Source organism: Ferrimonas balearica, from assembly GCF_019802055.1.
In the GTDB taxonomy this organism is placed as follows: Bacteria; Pseudomonadota; Gammaproteobacteria; order Enterobacterales; family Shewanellaceae; genus Ferrimonas; species Ferrimonas balearica_A.
Genome location: NZ_JAHVHW010000007.1, coordinates 1,642,499 through 1,661,210 on the forward strand (window position 1 = coordinate 1,642,499; position 18,712 = coordinate 1,661,210).

General features: G+C 59.1%; 20 protein-coding genes. 10 read left to right on the top strand and 10 right to left on the bottom strand.

The features are described 5' to 3' along the window. Position 1: 1 nt before the first annotated feature. Both KUV52_RS15110 and imuA read right to left on the bottom strand, forming a co-directional pair. On the bottom strand, positions 2-1,381 hold the full coding sequence (locus tag KUV52_RS15110; protein ID WP_222526738.1) for a Y-family DNA polymerase: 1,380 nt from the start codon (positions 1,379-1,381) through the stop codon (positions 2-4). Continuing rightward, positions 1,381-2,040, bottom strand: coding sequence for a translesion DNA synthesis-associated protein ImuA (gene imuA, locus KUV52_RS15115; RefSeq protein WP_222526739.1), 660 nt, complete (start codon positions 2,038-2,040; stop codon positions 1,381-1,383). The genes KUV52_RS15110 and imuA overlap by 1 nt, the downstream gene beginning before the upstream one ends. Before the next feature lie 216 nt (positions 2,041-2,256). Between imuA and KUV52_RS15120 the strand changes: the two genes are divergently transcribed. After that, complete coding sequence (locus KUV52_RS15120; protein ID WP_222526740.1) at positions 2,257-2,847, top strand: serine O-acetyltransferase; 591 nt, start codon at positions 2,257-2,259, stop codon at positions 2,845-2,847. On the opposite strand, the gene fghA is transcribed toward KUV52_RS15120, so the two are convergent. Together fghA and KUV52_RS15130 are read right to left on the bottom strand one after the other, a co-directional pair. Continuing rightward, positions 2,844-3,677, bottom strand: a complete 834-nt coding sequence (fghA, locus tag KUV52_RS15125) for an S-formylglutathione hydrolase (RefSeq protein WP_222526741.1) — start codon at positions 3,675-3,677, stop codon at positions 2,844-2,846. The two genes, KUV52_RS15120 and fghA, sit on opposite strands and share 4 nt — an antisense overlap. Positions 3,678-3,741: 64 nt before the next feature. Then, complete coding sequence (locus KUV52_RS15130; RefSeq protein WP_222526742.1) at positions 3,742-3,948, bottom strand: hypothetical protein; 207 nt, start codon at positions 3,946-3,948, stop codon at positions 3,742-3,744. Positions 3,949-4,150: 202 nt separating this feature from the next. Between KUV52_RS15130 and KUV52_RS15135 the strand changes: the two genes are divergently transcribed. Then, a complete protein-coding gene (locus KUV52_RS15135; protein ID WP_222526743.1) occupies positions 4,151-4,510 on the top strand; it encodes an MGMT family protein in 360 nt (119 codons plus the stop codon). Between the two features lie 16 nt (positions 4,511-4,526). Next, complete coding sequence (locus KUV52_RS15140) at positions 4,527-5,219, top strand: DUF3108 domain-containing protein (protein WP_222526744.1); 693 nt, start codon at positions 4,527-4,529, stop codon at positions 5,217-5,219. 19 nt (positions 5,220-5,238) lie between these two features. Here the strand turns inward: KUV52_RS15140 and KUV52_RS15145 are convergent, their stop codons facing one another. Then, entirely contained in the window at positions 5,239-6,015 is a 777-nt protein-coding gene (locus KUV52_RS15145; protein ID WP_222526745.1) for a class II glutamine amidotransferase, read from the bottom strand. Positions 6,016-6,231: 216 nt separating this feature from the next. On the opposite strand from KUV52_RS15145, the gene fadE reads away from it, so the two are divergent. Next, the gene (gene fadE / locus KUV52_RS15150) at positions 6,232-8,679 is read left to right on the top strand and encodes an acyl-CoA dehydrogenase FadE (RefSeq protein ID WP_222526746.1); all 2,448 of its coding nucleotides are present in this window, start codon (positions 6,232-6,234) and stop codon (positions 8,677-8,679) included. A 313-nt stretch (positions 8,680-8,992) separates the two neighbouring features. Beyond that, positions 8,993-9,259, top strand: coding sequence for a hypothetical protein (locus tag KUV52_RS15155; RefSeq protein ID WP_222526747.1), 267 nt, complete (start codon positions 8,993-8,995; stop codon positions 9,257-9,259). A 57-nt stretch (positions 9,260-9,316) separates the two neighbouring features. On the opposite strand, the gene KUV52_RS15160 is transcribed toward KUV52_RS15155, so the two are convergent. The 4 genes from KUV52_RS15160 to KUV52_RS15175 all read right to left on the bottom strand — a co-directional run bounded on the left by KUV52_RS15160 (position 9,317) and on the right by KUV52_RS15175 (position 12,637). Continuing rightward, positions 9,317-9,586 (bottom strand): helix-turn-helix domain-containing protein, encoded by a 270-nt coding sequence (locus KUV52_RS15160; RefSeq protein ID WP_222526748.1) that lies wholly within the window; start codon positions 9,584-9,586, stop codon positions 9,317-9,319. A gap of 210 nt (positions 9,587-9,796) precedes the next feature. Next, positions 9,797-10,786: an efflux RND transporter periplasmic adaptor subunit gene (locus KUV52_RS15165; protein ID WP_222526749.1), complete on the bottom strand. Its 990-nt coding sequence runs from the start codon at positions 10,784-10,786 to the stop codon at positions 9,797-9,799. Next, the gene (locus KUV52_RS15170) at positions 10,783-11,088 is read right to left on the bottom strand and encodes an Mg2+ and Co2+ transporter (RefSeq protein ID WP_222526750.1); all 306 of its coding nucleotides are present in this window, start codon (positions 11,086-11,088) and stop codon (positions 10,783-10,785) included. The genes KUV52_RS15165 and KUV52_RS15170 overlap by 4 nt, the downstream gene beginning before the upstream one ends. Positions 11,089-11,686: 598 nt before the next feature. Next, positions 11,687-12,637, bottom strand: a complete 951-nt coding sequence (locus KUV52_RS15175) for a flagellar protein MotY (protein ID WP_315900123.1) — start codon at positions 12,635-12,637, stop codon at positions 11,687-11,689. Positions 12,638-12,696: 59 nt separating this feature from the next. On the opposite strand from KUV52_RS15175, the gene rnt reads away from it, so the two are divergent. Further along, the gene (gene rnt / locus KUV52_RS15180; protein ID WP_222526751.1) at positions 12,697-13,341 is read left to right on the top strand and encodes a ribonuclease T; all 645 of its coding nucleotides are present in this window, start codon (positions 12,697-12,699) and stop codon (positions 13,339-13,341) included. Between the two features lie 104 nt (positions 13,342-13,445). Here rnt and KUV52_RS15185 read toward each other — a convergent pair whose 3' ends face one another. After that, positions 13,446-14,051 carry a peroxiredoxin gene (locus KUV52_RS15185; RefSeq protein ID WP_013345788.1) on the bottom strand — a complete coding sequence of 202 codons (606 nt, stop codon included), beginning with the start codon at positions 14,049-14,051 and terminating at the stop codon, positions 13,446-13,448. Between the two features lie 298 nt (positions 14,052-14,349). Here KUV52_RS15185 and KUV52_RS15190 point away from each other — a divergent pair, with 298 nt between their 5' ends. From KUV52_RS15190 to KUV52_RS15205, 4 genes are all read left to right on the top strand, one after another. Further along, positions 14,350-15,705: a Na+/H+ antiporter family protein gene (locus KUV52_RS15190; RefSeq protein WP_222526752.1), complete on the top strand. Its 1,356-nt coding sequence runs from the start codon at positions 14,350-14,352 to the stop codon at positions 15,703-15,705. A 118-nt stretch (positions 15,706-15,823) separates the two neighbouring features. Further along, the gene (locus tag KUV52_RS15195; protein WP_222526753.1) at positions 15,824-17,563 is read left to right on the top strand and encodes a DEAD/DEAH box helicase; all 1,740 of its coding nucleotides are present in this window, start codon (positions 15,824-15,826) and stop codon (positions 17,561-17,563) included. Between the two features lie 156 nt (positions 17,564-17,719). Then, a complete protein-coding gene (locus tag KUV52_RS15200) occupies positions 17,720-17,983 on the top strand; it encodes a GrxA family glutaredoxin (RefSeq protein WP_222526754.1) in 264 nt (87 codons plus the stop codon). Positions 17,984-18,067: 84 nt separating this feature from the next. Continuing rightward, positions 18,068-18,691, top strand: coding sequence for a MarC family protein (locus KUV52_RS15205; protein WP_409996482.1), 624 nt, complete (start codon positions 18,068-18,070; stop codon positions 18,689-18,691). Positions 18,692-18,712 lie beyond the last annotated feature (21 nt).

The window sequence follows — 18,712 nt, forward strand, 5'->3', positions numbered from 1 at the left end:
ATCAAAACCACCCGTGCACAAACCAGCCCCGGCCATCCCGGAACAGCCACATACGCCGTCCCGCACCGTCTTCCGCCACGAAGTAATCACGCGCTACAGGGTGCTCATCCCACCAGCCGGTTTCGATCCGCTCCGGGCCGCTCACCAGCGTCAAACCGGCGCGCGCCACCGGCACCGGCTCCGGCAGCAGCCAGGGGGGCCGTTCGGGGAGGTCGTCCTGCCCCTTTCCCTGCCCCGGCAAGCAGCGGCGCTGGGCCAGCTCCGGGCGACCCTCAGCCACGGTTTGCAGGCTGTAGATCCGCTCAGAGCCCAGACGAGCCTGAAGCTGGGCCAGCAGATCCCGTGCCGCCCGGTCAGGACGCGAGCCCGCCAGCAGGGTTCCGCCCTCCAGTTCCAGTGGCAACAGAGTGGGTGCCGACAGCTCCAGAGCCATCACCGGCTCATACAGCACCAGCCGCTCCAGTTGCAGCTGGCACAGGGTCATCCACACCTCCGCCCGGTGCTCCGGGCCAGCAGGGCGCAGTATCAGTTCGGTGGCAGGCCGGTGGCGATGGCGCAGACTCAGCTGCAGATGGGTGGCGGCCAGTTGACGACGGCGCAGCACCTCCGCCAGTTCCAGAAAGAGTCGATTCAGTGGGAAGCGCAGCACCGCCACGGTTTCGATCTCCTCCATCATCTCCAGCCGTCGCTGGTAATGCTCCGGCGGCACAAAATGGGAGCGGGGGTCGGGACGCTCCCCCAGCAGCCGCTCCAGATAGAGCAGCAACTCCGCCCCGAAGCGCTGTCCCAGCTCCGCCCGAGGCAGTGCCAGCAGGGCCTTCCCCTCACGCACTCCCATCCCCGCCAGACGCGGCTCTGCCTCACCGGGCAGTGCCCAGGCGCTCAGTGGCAATGGCCCCAGCGCCTCGCGGACGGGGCGGGGCTTCGGCTCATGCTGTCCCGCCTGAGCCAGCAACGCGGCCGCCAGCGGGGTTTCCGACAATGCCCAGCGGGCGGGGAGCTGCAACGCTGCCAACCCCTGCTCCAATGCGGCTATCCAGGCAGGTAAACCGCCAAACAGGCGCAACATTGAGCGCACCTCCAGCACCAGGGTATGGGGTGGAAACAGCATGACCTGTCCACTGAGGCCATAAGCCCATTGGGCCATCGCCTCCAGCATGGGGGTTTCATCAGGCATGGGGTAACACAGCAGGCTGTCACACAGGGCGGTGGCCGTCGCCAGGCGCTGGCCAGAGACCACACCCGCGCTTCCGGCGGCCTCGTTGCACTGCCGAATCATCAGGGGATGGCCGTCGATCAGTGCCATCGGACGCATGCTGTCCGAGACGCCCCGGGCCAGGTGATGCAGTGCCAGGTCCGGGAAGTGGATGCCCGCCAGCATCACCAGGGCCCCTGCACCAACACCGGCGTGTTCAGGGCAGAGGATGGCCCCTCTTCCCTGAAGGGCAACAGAAAGGGGGCTCTGGGCCAGCCACCCCGCTGCTTCAGCAGGGTGACGCGGATCCCGCCGGAAGCGTGGGCCCACTGCAGGCGCAGAGGCACCGGGTGGGGCTGCTCCGCCAGCACCTCAGGCAGATGCAGCATCAACAGACAGCGGCCCCGCTCCGCCGCCAGCTGCAAACGGCGTACCTGCGCCACGGTCGGGGCAGAGAGCCAGGCCAGGACCAGACCACAGCGCCCACTGTTCAGCGCCTGCTCCAGTGCCCACAGACGCTCCTGTTCACAAGGGGTTTCCACACAGACGAAGCGACTCAGATCCACGCCCAACTGCTGCAGCCCCGGTCCATAAGGCAACAAGGGCGGTGCAACACAGAGCAGCCAGCGGGATTGTTCAGCCTGACTCAAGAGAGGCTGCAACAGAGGAGAGAGTCCGATCGCTTCACCCAACAACTCCACCACCCCATGCTGAGGCCACCCCCCCTGCGCCAGATGCTGATCCAACCGGGCAAACCCCGTTGGGATCCCCCCTTCACGGAGCGCATTCTGACTGGCCAGCCAGATGTCGTTTCGAGTAAGTAAATGAGAAACCGACGCTTCCATCATGTCCAAAACAATTACTGTATAGATATACAGTAATTTTAGTGTTCCGGTGAATGAGCGCAAGTAAAATAGAAGGCATAGAGGGTGAAGATACGCACACTTCACGATGTGCCTGCTATGCTGACAACTCGGAAATTCGCTGTAACAAGAGCAAATAACCGGCCCGTTCCAGCCGCCGAGACTGGCGTCAAACTGAGGAACCTTGCGGAATTCACTATGCCGATAAGCAGTTACGTGACATTCAAGCAGTACTTAGAGCAAGACAGGGTTCGCTCCAAGCGCTCCCCGGGTGCAACCAAGTATTTTTTTGATGCAATCTGGCAATTTACTGTGCTGCTGCGTCTTTGCGAATGGTTGTACAACAGCAAACACCGGACCGGTTACCTGCTGCTCTGCCCTTTGTTTCGCTGGCGCTCAAGAACCCTGGGTTTCACCATTCCCATCAACACCTTTGGCCCCGGGCTTTATATCCCCCACTACGGCACCATCGTCATCAATACCCGGGCCCGCATCGGGCGTAACTGCACCATCCATACCGATGTCTGCATTGGCCGCCACCCCGACAGCAAGGAGCGCGTCCCCACACTGGGAGACAACATCTACATCGGTCCCGGCGTGAAGATCTACGACACCATCACCATCGCCAGTGGCGCCACCATCGGCGCCAATGCGGTCGTAAATCGGTCGTTTAATGAGGAAAACTGTGTATTGGCGGGGGTGCCAGCCAGAATGCTGGTCAAAAAAAGTGGGGCCTCCCAGGCCCCACCTTTGCACTTAGCGTCCTTCTCCTCGCCGCCCGACCATTAAGCCCCCAGTGCCTGAGCGTGGAAGCGCAGGTGGTCGTCAATAAAGGTGGCAATAAAGTAGTAGCTGTGGTCGTAGCCGGGATGCATCCGCAGGGTCAGGGGGTGATCCACCGCTTCGCAGGCGGCCCGAAACGCTTCCGGCATCAACTGCTCTGACAGGAACGGGTCCTTGCTGCCCTGATCGATCAGGATCGGCAAACGCTCCTCGGCGCTGGCCACCAGCAGGGTGGCATCATAATCCCGCCAACTCGCCTCATCCGGCCCCAGATAACCGGCAAAGGCTTTTCGCCCCCAAGGCGCCTGGGTGGGGTGGCAAATGGGAGAGAACGCCGAGACCGACGCGTACACACCCGGGTTACGCAACGCCGCCACCAGGGCCCCATGCCCCCCCATGGAGTGACCACAGATGCTCTTATCCGCCCGAACCGGCAGGTTGATCTCCACCAGCGACGGCAACTCATCGGTCACGTACTCGTACATCCGATAGTGATCCGCCCAGGGTGGCTCAGTTGCATCCACATAGAAGCCTGCGCCAGAGCCGAAGTCATCATCGTCATGCTCTCCAGGCAGCGTCAGCCCCCGGGGGCTGGTGTCGGGACAGACGATGGCCAGGCCCAGTTGTGCCGCCAGACGAAACGCCCCGGCTTTCTGGCAAAAGTTCTCGTCGGTACAGGTGAGACCCGACAGCCAGTAGAGTACCGGCACCCGGGCCGCCATCACCTGGGGAGGCAGAAACACCGCAAACACCATCTCGGTTGAGGTGGCCTCACTGTGATGGCGATAACGACGCAACCAGCCATCAAACACTTCGGTCTGGGATAACAGTTCCATCATCGCTCCTTGGTTGGGTTCGCTGCGGTGGTCGTCGCAGTATAGGTGCGGATGCGGTCAGGCGTCAGGGCGCGACCCGACGACGGGCCTCGCCCTCCACCAGGATGCACTGATCCATATAGCCAGCTTGCACATCCAGCCGGGTCTCCACCGTCATATTGACCAGAAACTCGGTATCAGCCCGTGATGCCATGGCCCGTTCCAGCGCCACCTGAGTGGACGGCGGCTCACCCGCAGGCAGCAGATAGATCCAGTATCGCTGGCAGCTCATGCCCGACGCCGCACCTAAACTTTCACTGTCTACTCGCTGTAAGGGGCCAGAATAACTGTGTGCAGCAAAGCTGGCAGGGCCACCACTCTGGCAGCCCGCCAACAGCGCTGTAACAAGCAATAGTCCGATTCTCTTTTTCATGGAACTGACCGATAATGAACAAGAATTTCCCCCAGACTACCAAGCCTGAGTCCCAGCGCAAATGACCAAAGACAAGAACGCCAACGCCGACAGCCTGATGCGGATATGGAACACCCTGGAACGGGTGCCCTACGGTCGCGTGGTCAGCTATGGTCAGTTGGCGGACCTCGCCGGTCTGCCGGGGCGGGCCAGGTTGGCCGCCCGGGCACTGCGGCTGGCCCCGGCTGAGCGTCAACTGCCCTGGTACCGGGTCATCGGCGCCAGTGGCAAAATCAGCATCCCAAAAGACAGCCCCGGCTATCGGGAGCAGATGATGCGGCTGCGCAATGAGGGAGTGGAAGTGAACAATGGCCGGGTGGCGCTGTCCCTGTATCAGTGGCAACCGGATTTGGCCGAACTGTTGTGGCAACTGGATTACTGATTAGGAACCGCCTTTGATGATGCGTCTGCTGTGCTGTTTATTGCTGGTGCTGCCCATGTTGGGCCAGGCCGACCCCTTTACCCCCTTCCGGGCGGACTACGAAGTGTTCCACGGCAAGTCCTCCCTGGGTGGCGGCTATTACACCCTGGAGCAGCTCGGAGAGAACCGCTACAAAATGGGCTATCAGAGCAGCGTTTCCTGGTTGCTGCTGTCGGACGTTCGCACCGAAACCACCGAATTCCTGCGCCAGGAAAACGACGTACTCAAGCCACTGAACTATCAGATGAAGCGCAAGGGCAGCGGGCCGGACTTTGGTGCCAGCATCCAGTTTGAGGGCAGCCAGATCGTCGCGCGCTATAAAAAACGGGAGAAGGTGTTCCCGATGCAGAACCCCATCTACGACTCCCTGCTCTATCAGCAGCAATTGCGCCTGGATGTGGCAGCCGGGAAACCGGAGATGCACTACCCACTGATTCAGAAAACCGCTGAACGGGAATACGTCTATCGCCTGGTCGGCGAGGAGGAGGTCACCATTCCGATGGGAACGGTGAGCACCATAAAGGTGGAGCGGATCCGCGAAGCGGGTGATCCCAAGCGCACCCTGATCTGGTTTATTCCTGAGATGAACTACGTGGTTGCCCGCCTCGCCCACTTCGAGGATGGCGAACTGAAAGCGGACATGCGCCTGCAAAAGGTGACGTTCAACTGAGCCCGCAGGCCCGGGGGAATTACCCCTGGGCCACCACCTTCCCCTCTCGGAACAGGCACCAACTGCCCGGTTCCATCTTGTGCCATTGCTCATTGCTGGTCAGTGGCCGGGTCGCAATCACAGTGACCACATCATCCGGCGTGGTCTCCTTCTTAAAATCGATCACCACCTCGGTATCGATCAGCCGCGCCTCCCCAAAAGGGGCCTGACGGGTGAGCCAGTGCAGGTTACTGCCGCACAGCGCCAACAGATAAACCCCGTCGGTGATCAGCATATTGAACACCCCAAGCTCCTGCAGCGCCCTTCCCTCTTTGGCCAGAAAACGAAACGCTTGCCTGCGATCCTTCGGGGGCTTGGGATAGCGCTCAGCCAGTCGGTCCATCAGGGTACAAAAGGCCAGTTCACTGTCGGTGTTACCCACCGGAAGAAAGCGTTCAGGCTTCAGCGCCTGTCGGTAATCGCTCAGCTGCCCATTGTGGGCAAAGCACCAGTTGCGACCCCACAACTCACGGCCGAAGGGGTGGGTGTTCTCCAGGCAAACCCGCCCCCGGTTGGCTTGGCGGATATGGCTGACAACGGTTTTGGACTTGATGGGATAGGACTTAAGCAGACTGGCCACCTCGGAATGACAGCTCGGATCGCTGTCCTTAAAGGTGCGATTACCGGGGCCATCATAGAAGGTGATGCCCCAACCGTCCCGGTGGGGGCCGGTTTTGCCTCCCCGCTCCACCAGACCGGTAAAACTGAAGACGATGTCCGTCGGCACATTGGCGCTCATCGCCAGTAATTCACACATGAATATTTGCGTCCTTTTCTTTCCCTTACCTGCAGCGTGACGCCGCTTGCGCCTAGGATAGCGAGAAAGCCAAATCTCGCCCAGCCCCGTATCAACCAACGCCCTAGCAAAGAATCAAACGATTGTTTACTTTTTTCGTGACACTGGTCGGATCTGTGTCATACACTGTGATCACTCGCACAGTGCCTGGCGCACCGAGACACAAGGAGAATGACTGTGACTACCCTGCTTTGGAGCCTCGCTGCCATCGTGATTCTGGGAGCGGCCCTATACCATCGGGCCTCCCTACTCGTGTTTACCGCCCTGACTGCCGTCCTGCTCGGGATTGGCCAGTTTTTGGGCCTGGTTGGTCCCATTGGATGGGGACTGTTTGCTGTGGTGTTCCTGCCGTTGAACCTGGCTCCGGTACGCCGCGCACTGCTGACCGCTCCGATCCTCAAGGTGTTTAAAGGGATCATGCCGGAGATGTCCCAAACCGAAAAAGACGCCATCGAAGCTGGTACCGTCTGGTGGGATGCGGACCTGTTTTCCGGTAAGCCCAACTGGAACACCCTGCACAACTATCCGGCCCCCACTCTGACCGCCGAGGAGCAAGCGTTCCTGGATGGTCCGGTGGAAGAAGTCATGAAGATGGTGAACGAGTTTGAGATCACCCACTATGACGCCGACCTGCCTCAGGACGTGTGGCAGTACCTGAAGGACAACAAGTTCTTCGCCATGATCATCAAGAAGCAGTACGGCGGCCTGGAGTTCACTCCCTACGCCCAGTCCCGCGTTCTGCAGAAGCTGGCTGGCCACTCCACCGTTCTGGCCTCTACCGTGGGCGTACCCAACTCTCTGGGCCCGGGTGAGCTGCTTCAGCACTATGGTACCGAAGCTCAGAAAGACCACTACCTGCCCCGTCTGGCGGTAGGCCAGGAGGTCCCCTGCTTCGCTCTGACCAGCCCGGAAGCGGGTTCCGACGCCGGTGCAATCCCGGACTTCGGCATCGTCTGCAAAGGCGAGTGGGAAGGGAAAGAGGTGCTGGGTATGCGCCTGACCTGGAACAAGCGCTACATCACCCTGGCGCCAGTGGCTACCGTACTGGGCCTGGCATTCAAACTGCGCGACCCGGACGGCTTGCTGGGCGGTGAAGAAGAGATCGGCATCACCTGCGCCCTGATCCCCACCGACATGCCTGGTGTGGAGATTGGCCGCCGTCACTTCCCGCTGAACAACATGTTCCAGAACGGTCCAACCCGCGGCAAAGACGTGTTTGTGCCCCTGGACTTCATCATCGGTGGTCCGAAGATGGCCGGTCAGGGCTGGCGCATGCTGGTTGAGTGTCTCTCTGTGGGCCGTGGCATCACCCTGCCCTCCAACTCTGCCGGTGGCGTGAAGACCATCGCTGGCGCAACCGGTGCTTACGCCCGCGTTCGTCGTCAGTTCAAGCTGCCCATCGGTAAGATGGAAGGCATTGAGGAACCGATGGCCCGCATTGGCGGTAACGCCTACCTGATGGATGGGGTCACCACCCTGACCACCACCGGTCTGAACCTGGGTGAGAAGCCCTCCGTTATCTCTGCCATCGTTAAGATGCACCTGACCGACCGCATGCAGAAGTGCCTGATCGACGCCATGGATATCCACGGTGGTAAGGGCGTCTGTCTGGGTCCGGACAACTACCTGGGTCGTGGCTATCAGGGTGCGCCCATCGCCATCACCGTAGAGGGTGCCAACATCCTGACCCGCTCCATGATCATCTACGGCCAGGGCGCCATCCGCTGCCACCCGTATGTACTCAAGGAGATGACTGCCGCCTTTGATAAGGACCAGCGCAAAGCACTGGGTGAGTTTGATGCGGCGGTATGGGGCCACGTTGGCTTTGTCTTCAGCAACCTGGTACGCAGCATCTGGCTGGGCCTGACCGGAGCACGCTTCTCCTCCAGCCCCTTCAGCGACAAGACCAAGCGTTACTACCAGCAGATGAACCGTTTCAGCGCCAACCTGGCCCTGCTGTCTGACCTCTCCATGGGTCTGCTGGGCGGCAGCCTGAAGCGTAAAGAGCGGATCTCCGCCCGTCTGGGTGACCTGCTGAGTCAGCTCTACCTCGCCTCCGCGGCCCTGAAGCGCTACCACGATGAAGGCCGTCAGGTGGAAGACCTGCCGCTGCTGCAGTGGGGCGTAGAGGACAGCCTGCACAAGCTGCAAACCAGCCTGGATGAGCTGTTGGACAACTTCCCGGCCTTTGGTGGCCTGCTGAAAGTGCTGCTGTTCCCCTTCGGCAAACCGATCAAGCGTCCCTCTGACACGCTGGATCACAAAGTGGCTCGCATCCTTCAGACCCCGTCTGAGACCCGCAGCCGCCTGATTGCCGGCCAGTGGCTGGAGCCGCACCACAACAACGCGCTGGGCACCCTGGAGCAGACTCTGGAGCGCATCCTTGCCGTTGAGCCTCTGTACGACAAAGTGTGCAAGGCCGCAGGTGAGAAGCTGCCCTTTATGTTCCTGGACCGCATTGCCGTGCGTGGCCTTGAGTTGGGTGTGCTGACCGAGCAGGAAGCGGAGCAGTTGCGCATTGCTGAAGTCGGTCGACTCCAGGCGATCAACGTCAGCGACTTTGACCCAGAAGAGCTGAAAGCCAATCGCCCGACCGCGCCGTCAAGCGCAGACCAAGCCGCATAAGGCTTAGAGAGAAAAAGGCCGGTTTGAAACCGGCCTTTTTTTTGATCCCCGTCACACCAGCCCGCCCCACAAACCGAGAGCCACATCACGCCTGAGCGACGTTTCTCAATGACGATCTCGATATCAACATCGTCTAAACAACTTGCAGTGAAATTATGTCAACGTGTGCCGGTGCGCATGGAATTTGCCACGGGAGAACACCACGATGAATAAACATGAGTCATTGATAAATAGAGCGTTTTCACCGAAAGCTTCCAGTTTTACCCTGGCCGAACAAATCGTTTCGGTTACTCAGATTGCTCACAAGATAGTGATGCTGTCTGACCTTCTTGGTCCCTGCCCCCGCCCGACAGAGCATCAGGATGCCCTTGTCGCCTGGCAGGAGGGACGCTACCTGATCCGACTGCTCCGTCAGAGTCGCCAGATCCAGATGGCGGACACCGCCGTGCCGGAACTGCGCGTTGCTGTAGAGCGGTTTCAACAGGCAGAGCTGACCGTACCGGTTGAGCTTCTTGCCCATTTCCACTCCCCCGCCTATCTGCAAGAGGCCCAGGCCAGACTGTCTGCGTTGATCGAATAAACGAAAAAGCCCCGGCATCGCTCCGGGGCTTTTTGCGGCGTCCGCCACCGCAGGTGTTTACAACACCACCTGCTGATCCGCCTCTTCCAGGCTGACTTCACCCTTATTCAGGCGCCGCAGCAAATTGATATTGGCCGCCACTGCTCGATGGCGATTGATATAAATCGCATGAAGGATCGCCAGGGTCGGGCCGGAAGCCAGCCGGTCGCCTCGAATCAACTTGCGGATCGCGTCTGGCGTCAGGCCGGTTAACTCAGCCAGTTGTCGATTGTCATAGCCAAAGTGATCTTTAATCACCTGGATAATCTGCTTTGCATCGTTTTTCATGCCAGTCCTAAAATCAGAGCCTCTGTCTCGAATAGTAGCGATTGGTGACGGCAAACCAAAGACCGCTTACCGCTGAGTCGTCAGGCCCGGACCGGGCCCTATAGTGGCCACTATCCAGGCTCCGATCGCACCAAGGTTTGTGAGCAAACGTCCGCCAGCTATGCAGACCAGAGCGGGTAAAGCGTAAGAACTTCCATTCATCAGCCAGCCTCACAGCGATTGCACATAAGATTTGATCGCGCCTAACCGAACCACGGCGGCCCCAACCATGTCGAGAAAGCCCAGTGCCGGGTGGGGCTTATTCGCGCTGATCCAGGCCGAGCCGGTCGTTCCCAAAGGCATATCGAGCCCCTCTGGCACGTCGAACTCCAGAATCACGGTACGGCCCACCGGTGCAGCCCCTCTCTGGATGAACCCGCCAACACTCTGATCAAAGGGGAACGGGCTGCCCTGAGACTCGCCGGTCGCCATGGTGATGCTGTGCACTCTGGCGCGGAAGATCTGCCCGGGGTAGGCGTCGACATAGAACTCAGCAAACTGGCCCGGCTCAATGTACTGGTAGGATTGATCGGCAATCCGCATCTCGACGAACTTCCGTCCGGTGTCGTACACATGTAAAGCCCCCACCCGAGAGCCCTCGCCCACCAGCACATGCGTCACCAGGCCGTCATGCTTTGCCGTAATGACATTGCGGGACAGCGTCGCGGCTTCGCGATCCCGCTGAGCAACACGCTCCGCCAGATGCAGCTCTGCCAATTCGACCGCTTCCTGCGCCGACCTCAGATCATCCAGCGACGCGTATTTACCCAGGTCGACCTTATCCGCCAGGCGGCGTTGAGCCTGGGCGAGCTTTACCTGCTCCTGCTCTACCCGCGCTTCCGCTCGGTCCAAACGGGCCACCTGCTCATCGTCCCGCAATCGGTACAGCTTTTGACCCTTAGTGACCCGCTCGTTGTGGTCAACATAGATCTCGACAATCTCCTGACCGATGGGCGGCGACATCACGGTATGGGGCGCCCGTACCTGAGTCGAGTGCGTCAGATCCGCCGGGGAGTACAGCCTGTGGGCGAAGAACAGTGCCGCAAACAGCAACACACCCCCCATCGTCGCAATAAAGTAGTTTCTGGGGCGCTTCGCGACCAACCCAAAACGGAACAGCAACCAACAGATCAGCACATAGGGGATCAATAACTCTTTCATGCTTTCTCTCCCACAAACCAGACGCGCAGCGCCTCCCAATCCACCACCATTAACAGCGCAGCCAACACCCAAAGGGGCTTAAACCACAAACCAAAGATACAGAGCCAGAACACAAATCGCCCTTGAGCCCGCTCTTTCGCCAGCTTTTTGGGAAGGCTGTGTAGCTTCCAGAACTGAAGTGCCAGAAACACCACGAGTCCCAGCGTCACCAACAACAGCACCCACATAAACATCGGGCTATCCAACAACGGCATGATGGCGGGGACCTGAGTCCACTCCATCTCTGTCGCATGTATCTTCATAAGTCTCCTCTTTGGGTTTGCGCGCCTCTGAAGCAGCGTATCGGGCAGTTCTCTGTCCCCTTTGCGTTTGATAAGGCGAAGTATCACACAGACATAAGTATCGAAACAGAAATCAAATGTAACAGTGTGCGATACAATGTCTCGCTTTTGGGCCCATTGTGGTACACAAGAATACGCTGGACCCAGCGGATTGGAGAACGGGTAGCGCGAAGCGCCATATAAGACGATCAGATAGGGAGGCTCAGTCAGAAAAGGGGCTCACAGGGCCGATGCGGCCAATCGCAAAATGGGTGACCTGTAAAAAAAGCCCGCACAGAAGCAGTGGGGCCCCCTCTTCAAGCTCACCCTGCGACGGAATAGAGGAGAGGGGCTCACGCGCCTTTTTCACCATCAAAAACAAAAAAGGGGTTGGGTGGTGTCAGGTGCTGGCAGCTTTCCGGACTGCGCTCGAGCAGACGTTCGGTTGAGGTGCCGAAACCACAACCTCATAAGGATATCGCGACATTCAGCCAAACCGTCGTCCCCGGCAGAAAACGCAAAAAGCCCGGCTCATCGGGCCGGGCTTTCTATCACAAAAGTCAGCGGATTGGTCACACCATCAATACTCTACCCGTACCACCACGCGACGGTTAAGGTCACGCCCCTGGGTTGTCCGGTTATTGGCGATATGGCGCTGCTCGCCATGTGCCGTGGCAAAGATCCGGCTCTCATCAATGCCCGCTTGCACCAGGTAGCTTTTCAGGGTCTTGGCCTGTTGCTGAGTGATCGCCTGATTGGTGGCCCTGGAGCGGTGACTGTCGGTGTAGGTGTCGGTCAACACCAGCTCAACCGCCGGGTCCAGTTGGAGATACTGGATAATCTGCTCCACCCGGCGCTGGGACTCCCGGGTCAGTTCCCCATCCTTTTCCTGGTAATGCAACACGGAGAAGGCGATGTCCTCGTAGCCAAACGGCAGCAGCGTATCCAGGCAGTTCACGAACTCCCGGTAACTGGGGCCGAAGTTGGCGGCAGAGAGCCCAACCGCCACCTGATCCGGGCTGTACCAATCCTGGTAGAAGAAGGTCGGCTGCATCCCCTGCTCCAGCTCGGTCAGCATCAACCAGGCCTCCTGCTTGGGCAGTTCACCGTTAAAGTGGCGGTAATAGGTGAGTTCACCGATCTCACGGGGCGGAACGCCGGGGCGCCAGGCCGGTGCCACAGAGCGCACCCAGGCCTCGGTGGTCACATCCGGTTTACGGCGCATCTCCAGGGTAAAGTTCAGATTCAGTTGCTTGCTGGCACGGCTGACAAACACCGCCTTGCCATAGCGGGGAATATTGTGGGTAAGGACGCATTGCAGCGGAGAGGATTGCTCCAGCTCCCACAGCGAGCCCTCAATCGGGGCCACGTAGTTGCGGATCCCACCCTGAGCAGCCGTACTCATCAGCAGCATCAATAAAGCTGTCCAGCGCATCGTTCCCAATCCCCCATTACCGTTCTGTTTCTGGTTATCGGCGTCTTCTGACCAGGCTTTAGCTCGAAGAAGCACCAATCGGCAAGGTCGTGCCATTTCAATCACCATACCGGTTTGCGATAATGGCCGGCCTTGCGAATCAGCCAGATTGTTTTATGACCAACCAGAAAGACGCCCATCTCCTTTGCAACCGTTTCCGGGGCTATTACCCGGTCGTGATTGACGTGGAAACCGCCGGTTTCAACGCTCAGACCGATGCCCTGCTCGAGATCGCGGCGGTCACCCTCAAGATGGATGAGGAAGGTTGGCTCAAACCGGACCAGACAATCCACTTCCACGTTACGCCGTTTGAAGGCGCAAACCTGGAACCGGCTGCGCTGGAGTTCAACGGCATCACCGACCCCTTCAGCGCCCTGCGCGGTGCTGTCTCCGAGCGTGAAGCCCTGTCTGAGATCTTTAAGATGGTACGCAAGGGACAGAAAGCGGCGGGCTGCAACCGCTCCATCATCGTGGCCCACAACGCCACCTTTGATCAGAGCTTCGTCAACGCTGCGGCTGAGCGGACCAAACTGAAGCGGGTGCCCTTCCACCCCTTCGGCACCTTTGATACCGCAGCCCTTTCCGGGCTGGCGCTGGGCCAGACCGTACTGGCCAAAGCCTGTCGCACCGCCGGTATCCCGTTTGATAATAAAGAAGCGCACTCCGCGCTGTACGACACCGAGCGTACCGCTGAGCTGTTCTGCCATATCGTTAACCGCTGGAAAGAATTGGGCGGCTGGCCGCTGCCCCCGGCAGAATAAGCGATGGCAAAAGGCGACCCGAGGGTCGCCTTTTTGATCTCTCTCTGTCTGAAACCGGCACAAAAAAGGCGACCTTAACGGTCGCCTTTTTGGCTCACTGTGGCTTACAGGCCTTCAGCGTGCTCGGACAGGAAGCGGGCTACGCCGTCCGGGGAAGCGTCCATGCCCTGCTTACCTTTTTCCCACTGAGCCGGGCACACTTCGCCGTGCTCTTCGTGGAACTGCAGAGCGTCAACCATACGCAGCATCTCGTCGATGTTACGGCCCAGCGGCAGGTCGTTTACGATCTGGTGGCGAACCAGGCCTTCCTTGTCAATCAGGAAGGACGCGCGGAAGGCAACACCGGCTTCCGGGTGCTCAACGTCGTAGGCCTGACAGATTTCGTGCTTAACGTCAGCAACCAGCGGGTAGCGAACTTGGCCGATGCCGCCGTTCTCTACAGAGGTGTTACGCCAGGCGTTGTGGGAGAACTGGGAATCGATGGAAACACCAATTACTTCTACGCCACGCTTCTGGAACTCTTCGATGCGGTGGTCGAAAGCGATCAGTTCGGACGGGCATACAAAGGTGAAGTCCAGCGGGTAGAAGAACACTACAGCGGGCTTGCCTTTGATAGCAGAGTGCAGGTTGAAGGAATCTACGATTTCACCGTTACCCAGTACAGCAGCTGCAGTAAAGTCCGGGGCTTGACGACCTACGAGTACGCTCATTTTCCATCTCCAAAGTATTGGCTTAATTTCCGTCGGTTAGCGATGTCGCTTACCGTTGCGATGCATAATACGTTCGGTTCTAACCGGGCACAACACCTTTCCTGTTCTACTTTTTCGATTGCGCCGAGAGAAAAACTGAATGTCGATTTTGTGTTATCCCGCTAACACTTTTGCCTGCGGGAGGAAAAAAACGCAGTCCATTCTGCCATCCATATGGACAGTGAACCGGTGATCCCTTACAAATGGGAGCCTTGCGACACCCATTCCGATAAGAAAAACGATTGAGACACCCCTTTCTATGAATGCAGTCATTATTGCCGTAGCACTGATGCTGACCCTGAGCCTCGCCCGGGTCAACGTCGTGATCGCCCTGATCACCAGTGCTCTCGTTGCCGGTTTGACCGCCGGTATGGACATCAATGCCACCATCTCCGCCTTCAACGACGGACTGGGCGGTGGCGCCGAAGTGGCCCTGGCCTACGCGCTGTTGGGGGCGTTCGCTGTGGCGCTGGCCCATACCGGTATTACCGACCTGCTGTCCCGCTCCATTATCCGCCGTCTGGGTGGAACGCCCGATCCGGCCACAGTGCGCAAGGTTCGCGTATTGCTGCTGATGGCCATTCTTGCCATGGCGGTAATGTCTCAGAACCTGGTGCCGGTACACATCGCCTTTGTGCCGATCCTGATCCCGCCGCTGCTCCATGTGATGAGCAGCCTGCGCCTGGACCGTCGTCTGGTGGCCTGTGTCATCACCTTTGGCCTGGTCACCACCTATATGGCACTGCCGGTCGGCTTCGGCCTGATCTTCCAGGAGGGCCTGCTGCTGCAGAACCTGCTGAGCAACGGTCTGCAGGCCCAGGTGGACAGTGGTGCCGTCCAACAATTGGTGGTGGGTGATGTGGCTTCCGCTATGGTGATCCCTGCCATCGGTATGGTGATCGGTCTGGCCATCGCCATCTTCATCAGTTACCGCAAGCCCCGAGATTACAGCGAAGCCCAGATCCTGGCGACGGAGCCGGAGCATACCGAACTGAACCCCCGCCGTATCCAGGTGGCACTGGTGGCCATCATCGCGGCACTGGGTGTGCAGCTGTGGACCGGCTCCATGATTTTCGGTGCCCTGATCGGCTTTGTGATTTTGAGCGTGGCGGGGATCGACAAAGAGGAGATCACCGCTCAGGACGCCTTTACCCGCGGCGTGCATATGATGGCCAATATCGGCTTTATCATGATCGCCGCCAAAGGGTTTGCCGAGGTGGTTAAAGCCACCGGTGAGGTGCCGATGCTGGTGGAGTCCGTCCAGAGCATCATTGGCGACAACAAAGCCCTGGCCGCCTTTATGATGCTGTTTGTGGGCCTGGTGATCACTATGGGGATCGGTTCCTCCTTCTCCACCATTCCGATCATCGCCACCATCTATGTACCGCTTGGCCTGAGCTTTGGCTTCTCGGTTCCGGCCATCATTGCTCTGGTGGGTACCGCTGCTGCACTGGGTGATGCGGGTTCTCCGGCCTCGGATTCTACTCTGGGTCCGACCTCCGGTCTGAATGCGGACGGTCAGCACGACCACATCCGCGATACCGTGATCCCCACCTTTATCCACTTTAACCTGCCGCTGTTGGCCGCAGGCTGGTTGGCGGCGATGGTGCTGTAAGCTCGGCCTCCTTGCTTCAACGCCCCGCACTGCGGGGCGTTTTTGTTTCTCGATATCGGGCCTGACTTCCGCGCCTGGGAACCGTTACACTGTACGCCGAAAAATCGATGAGACCCCCATGGCCTACACCCTTCGCCCCTACCAACAAGACGCCGTTCAGGCGGTTATCCGCCACTTTCGCCAGAAGCGCAGCCCCGCTGTCGTCGTGTTGCCAACCGGCGCCGGTAAGAGTCTGGTGATTGCGGAACTGGCGCGCCTGGCTCGTGGGCGTGTACTGGTGTTAACCCACGTGCAGGAGTTGGTGGCGCAGAACCGGGAGAAGTTCGATTCCTACGGGCTGGAGAGTTCAGTCTACTCTGCCGGACTGGGCCAGAAGGACATCTCCGCCAAAGTGGTGTTCGCCTCGGTGCAATCCCTTGCCCGGGCTGAAAGCCAGCTGACGGAGCCCTACTCCATCGTCATCATCGATGAGTGCCACCGCATCAGCCAGGAATCCGAAAGCCAGTATCAAAGCCTGCTGTCCACACTGCGCGAGGCCAATCCGTCACTGTGCGTTTTGGGTCTGACCGCCACCCCCTACCGGCTGGACGGCGGCTGGATCTACCAGCGTCATTACCAGGGCACGCTGCGAAGCACCGAAGCCAAGCCGTTTGAGGAGTGCATCTACGAACTCCCCATCAGCCATCTGATCAAGTCCGGCTACCTCACACCGCCCACCATGATGGATGGCGCCGTGGCCAGTTGGTTGCTGTGCGACGATGGCGACGAGCCAAAGCTCAATCCGGAGCTGCGAGGCCGTGCGACGGCGCTGATCTGCGAACAGCTGATTGATCAGGCAAAGAGCCGACAGGGGGTGATCGTGTTCGCCGCCAGCGTGCGTCATGGCCGCGAAGTACTGTCTCTGCTGCCCGAGGGGCAATCCGCCCTGCTTACCGCAGAAACCCCCAAGGTGGAGCGTCTGCAGTTGATCGAGGCGTTCAAGGCCAGGCAGTTGAAGTTTCTGGTGAACGTGGCGGTACTGACCACAGGCTTCGATGCCCCCCATGTGGATCTTATCGCCCTGCTCCGCCGCACCGACTCCGTTGCGCTGTTTCAGCAGATGGTGGGACGGGGGCTGCGCCTGTCGGAGGGCAAAACCGACTGTCTGGTGCTGGATTATGCCGGTAACGGCTACTCCCTCTACTCCCCGGAGGTGGGTGAACCGCGCCCCAACCCGGACACCACCCCGGTCAGCGTGCCCTGCCCCAAATGTGGCCACGACAACGCCTTCTGGGGCAAGACCGATGAAGAGGGATTGGTCACCGAGCACTACGGCCGTCGTTGTCAGGGCTTCCAGAGCGATGAGAACGACAAAGCGATCCAGTGCGACTACCGCTTCCGCTATAAGGAGTGCCCCGATTGCCTGGCGGAGAACGACATCGCGGCCCGGGACTGCCACGGTTGCGGAAAAGCCCTCGCCGACCCCGACAAGCGCCTGGCCGAAGTGCTGCGACTGAAAGACTACAAGGTGCTGCGCTGCGCCGGTCTGAGTCTGGATGCGGTCAATGGCAAACAGGGCGTCCGCCAGATTGAAGTGACCTGGCACGATGAAGATGGGGAGACCCTGACCCGGCGCTTCGGCTACGACACACCGGGGCAACGGGGCCTGTTCTACCACCAGTTTGTCCGCAACCATCTGAAGAGCCCGGGGCTGCCGTTGCGACTGCCGGACATCGACTCGGTTGTCCGTCAGTCCGACCGCTTCCGCCACCCGGATTTTGTGATCGCCCGGTTCGAGAACAAACGGTACTGGAAAGTGATTGAAACCCTGTTTGATTACCAGGGGCGATACCGAAAAGCCGACAGCGCTTCCGCTTAGTGGCGATTACCTTAATCGCATTTCCCGGTTTGGCTTTGCCGCCTGAGCAGGGCATAGTAGCGCCTTCACAAAATCATGAGCCCAGCATCGCTCAGGGCCACGCCCAATCGTCTGAACTGTGATATAACGGCTCAGCAAAACCAAATGGAGAACACTATGTTTGTGGTTATTTTTGGCCGCCCGGGCTGCCCCTACTGCGTACGTGCTAAACAAATTGCTGAACAGCTGCAAGAAGACCGTGACGATTTCAAATTCCGTTACGTCGACATGCACGCCGAGGGCGTTTCCAAGGAAGACCTGGAAAAGACCGTTGGTAAGCCGGTTCACACCGTGCCGCAGATCTTTGTAGACCAGCAGCACGTGGGCGGTTGCGACGATTTTGAAGCGTTTGCCAAGGAAAACCTGGGCCTGTACGCCTAAGATTCAGAATTCTCCTGAAGAAGCGGCCATCAGGCCGCTTTTTTTGTAGTAAAATAAAAGCCTTATTAACGAGGAGGAGAAAGCATGTTGGATTTGCTGTTGACACAATTTGTTCTGCTTTGGGCGGTGATCGATCCCCTGGGATCCGTGCCGGTATTTCTCTCTAATACCAAAGGAATGAGTGCCGCACAGCAACGTCGCATCGCTTTCAAAGCCATCTTTATCTCCGCCATCACGCTGCTGTTCTTTTTGGTCGCGGGCCAGGTGCTGCTGGAAGCGATGGAAGTCCCCCTTCCCGCCTTCCAGGTTGCCGGTGGTCTGGTGCTGTTGCTATTTGCACTGACCATGATCTTCGGCGAGAGCAAGCCTGAGCAGGAGATGGCGCTCAAGGATGAAAACCTCTGGGACAAAGCGGTCTACCCGCTGGCCATCCCCTCTATCGCCTCCCCGGGTGCCATGCTGGCCATTGTGATGCTGACCGACAACTACCGCTTCAGCTTTGCTCAGCAGGCCGTAACGGCGGGTATCATGATTTCGGTACTGGCCATCACCCTGCTGCTGCTGATGCTGGCCAATCCGATTCAGCGGGTTATCGGTACCGCAGGTGCCGCCATCGTCAGTCGGGTAATGGGTTTGATTCTGGCTTCGGTCGCTACGAACGAGTTGTTAAGCGGCATCTACCACTACTTTACTCAGATTCAGGGCTAACGCTCATTGCATTAAAAAGGC

Coding starts and splice junctions, on each gene's coding strand:
- KUV52_RS15155 (WP_222526747.1), top strand. CDS start 8,993: ATGCTGTCTGACCTTCTTGGTCCCTGCCCCCGCCCGACAGAGCATCAG.
- fghA (WP_222526741.1), bottom strand. CDS start 3,677: ATGGAACTGTTATCCCAGACCGAAGTGTTTGATGGCTGGTTGCGTCGT.
- KUV52_RS15145 (WP_222526745.1), bottom strand. CDS start 6,015: ATGTGTGAATTACTGGCGATGAGCGCCAATGTGCCGACGGACATCGTC.
- KUV52_RS15135 (WP_222526743.1), top strand. CDS start 4,151: ATGACCAAAGACAAGAACGCCAACGCCGACAGCCTGATGCGGATATGG.
- KUV52_RS15190 (WP_222526752.1), top strand. CDS start 14,350: ATGAATGCAGTCATTATTGCCGTAGCACTGATGCTGACCCTGAGCCTC.
- KUV52_RS15205 (WP_409996482.1), top strand. CDS start 18,068: ATGTTGGATTTGCTGTTGACACAATTTGTTCTGCTTTGGGCGGTGATC.
- KUV52_RS15130 (WP_222526742.1), bottom strand. CDS start 3,948: ATGAGCTGCCAGCGATACTGGATCTATCTGCTGCCTGCGGGTGAGCCG.
- KUV52_RS15120 (WP_222526740.1), top strand. CDS start 2,257: ATGCCGATAAGCAGTTACGTGACATTCAAGCAGTACTTAGAGCAAGAC.
- KUV52_RS15195 (WP_222526753.1), top strand. CDS start 15,824: ATGGCCTACACCCTTCGCCCCTACCAACAAGACGCCGTTCAGGCGGTT.
- KUV52_RS15175 (WP_315900123.1), bottom strand. CDS start 12,637: ATGGCACGACCTTGCCGATTGGTGCTTCTTCGAGCTAAAGCCTGGTCA.
- KUV52_RS15185 (WP_013345788.1), bottom strand. CDS start 14,051: ATGAGCGTACTCGTAGGTCGTCAAGCCCCGGACTTTACTGCAGCTGCT.
- KUV52_RS15110 (WP_222526738.1), bottom strand. CDS start 1,381: ATGCTGGCGGGCATCCACTTCCCGGACCTGGCACTGCATCACCTGGCC.
- KUV52_RS15165 (WP_222526749.1), bottom strand. CDS start 10,786: ATGAAAGAGTTATTGATCCCCTATGTGCTGATCTGTTGGTTGCTGTTC.
- KUV52_RS15160 (WP_222526748.1), bottom strand. CDS start 9,586: ATGAAAAACGATGCAAAGCAGATTATCCAGGTGATTAAAGATCACTTT.
- KUV52_RS15200 (WP_222526754.1), top strand. CDS start 17,720: ATGTTTGTGGTTATTTTTGGCCGCCCGGGCTGCCCCTACTGCGTACGT.
- KUV52_RS15140 (WP_222526744.1), top strand. CDS start 4,527: ATGATGCGTCTGCTGTGCTGTTTATTGCTGGTGCTGCCCATGTTGGGC.
- KUV52_RS15170 (WP_222526750.1), bottom strand. CDS start 11,088: ATGAAGATACATGCGACAGAGATGGAGTGGACTCAGGTCCCCGCCATC.
- imuA (WP_222526739.1), bottom strand. CDS start 2,040: ATGGAAGCGTCGGTTTCTCATTTACTTACTCGAAACGACATCTGGCTG.
- rnt (WP_222526751.1), top strand. CDS start 12,697: ATGACCAACCAGAAAGACGCCCATCTCCTTTGCAACCGTTTCCGGGGC.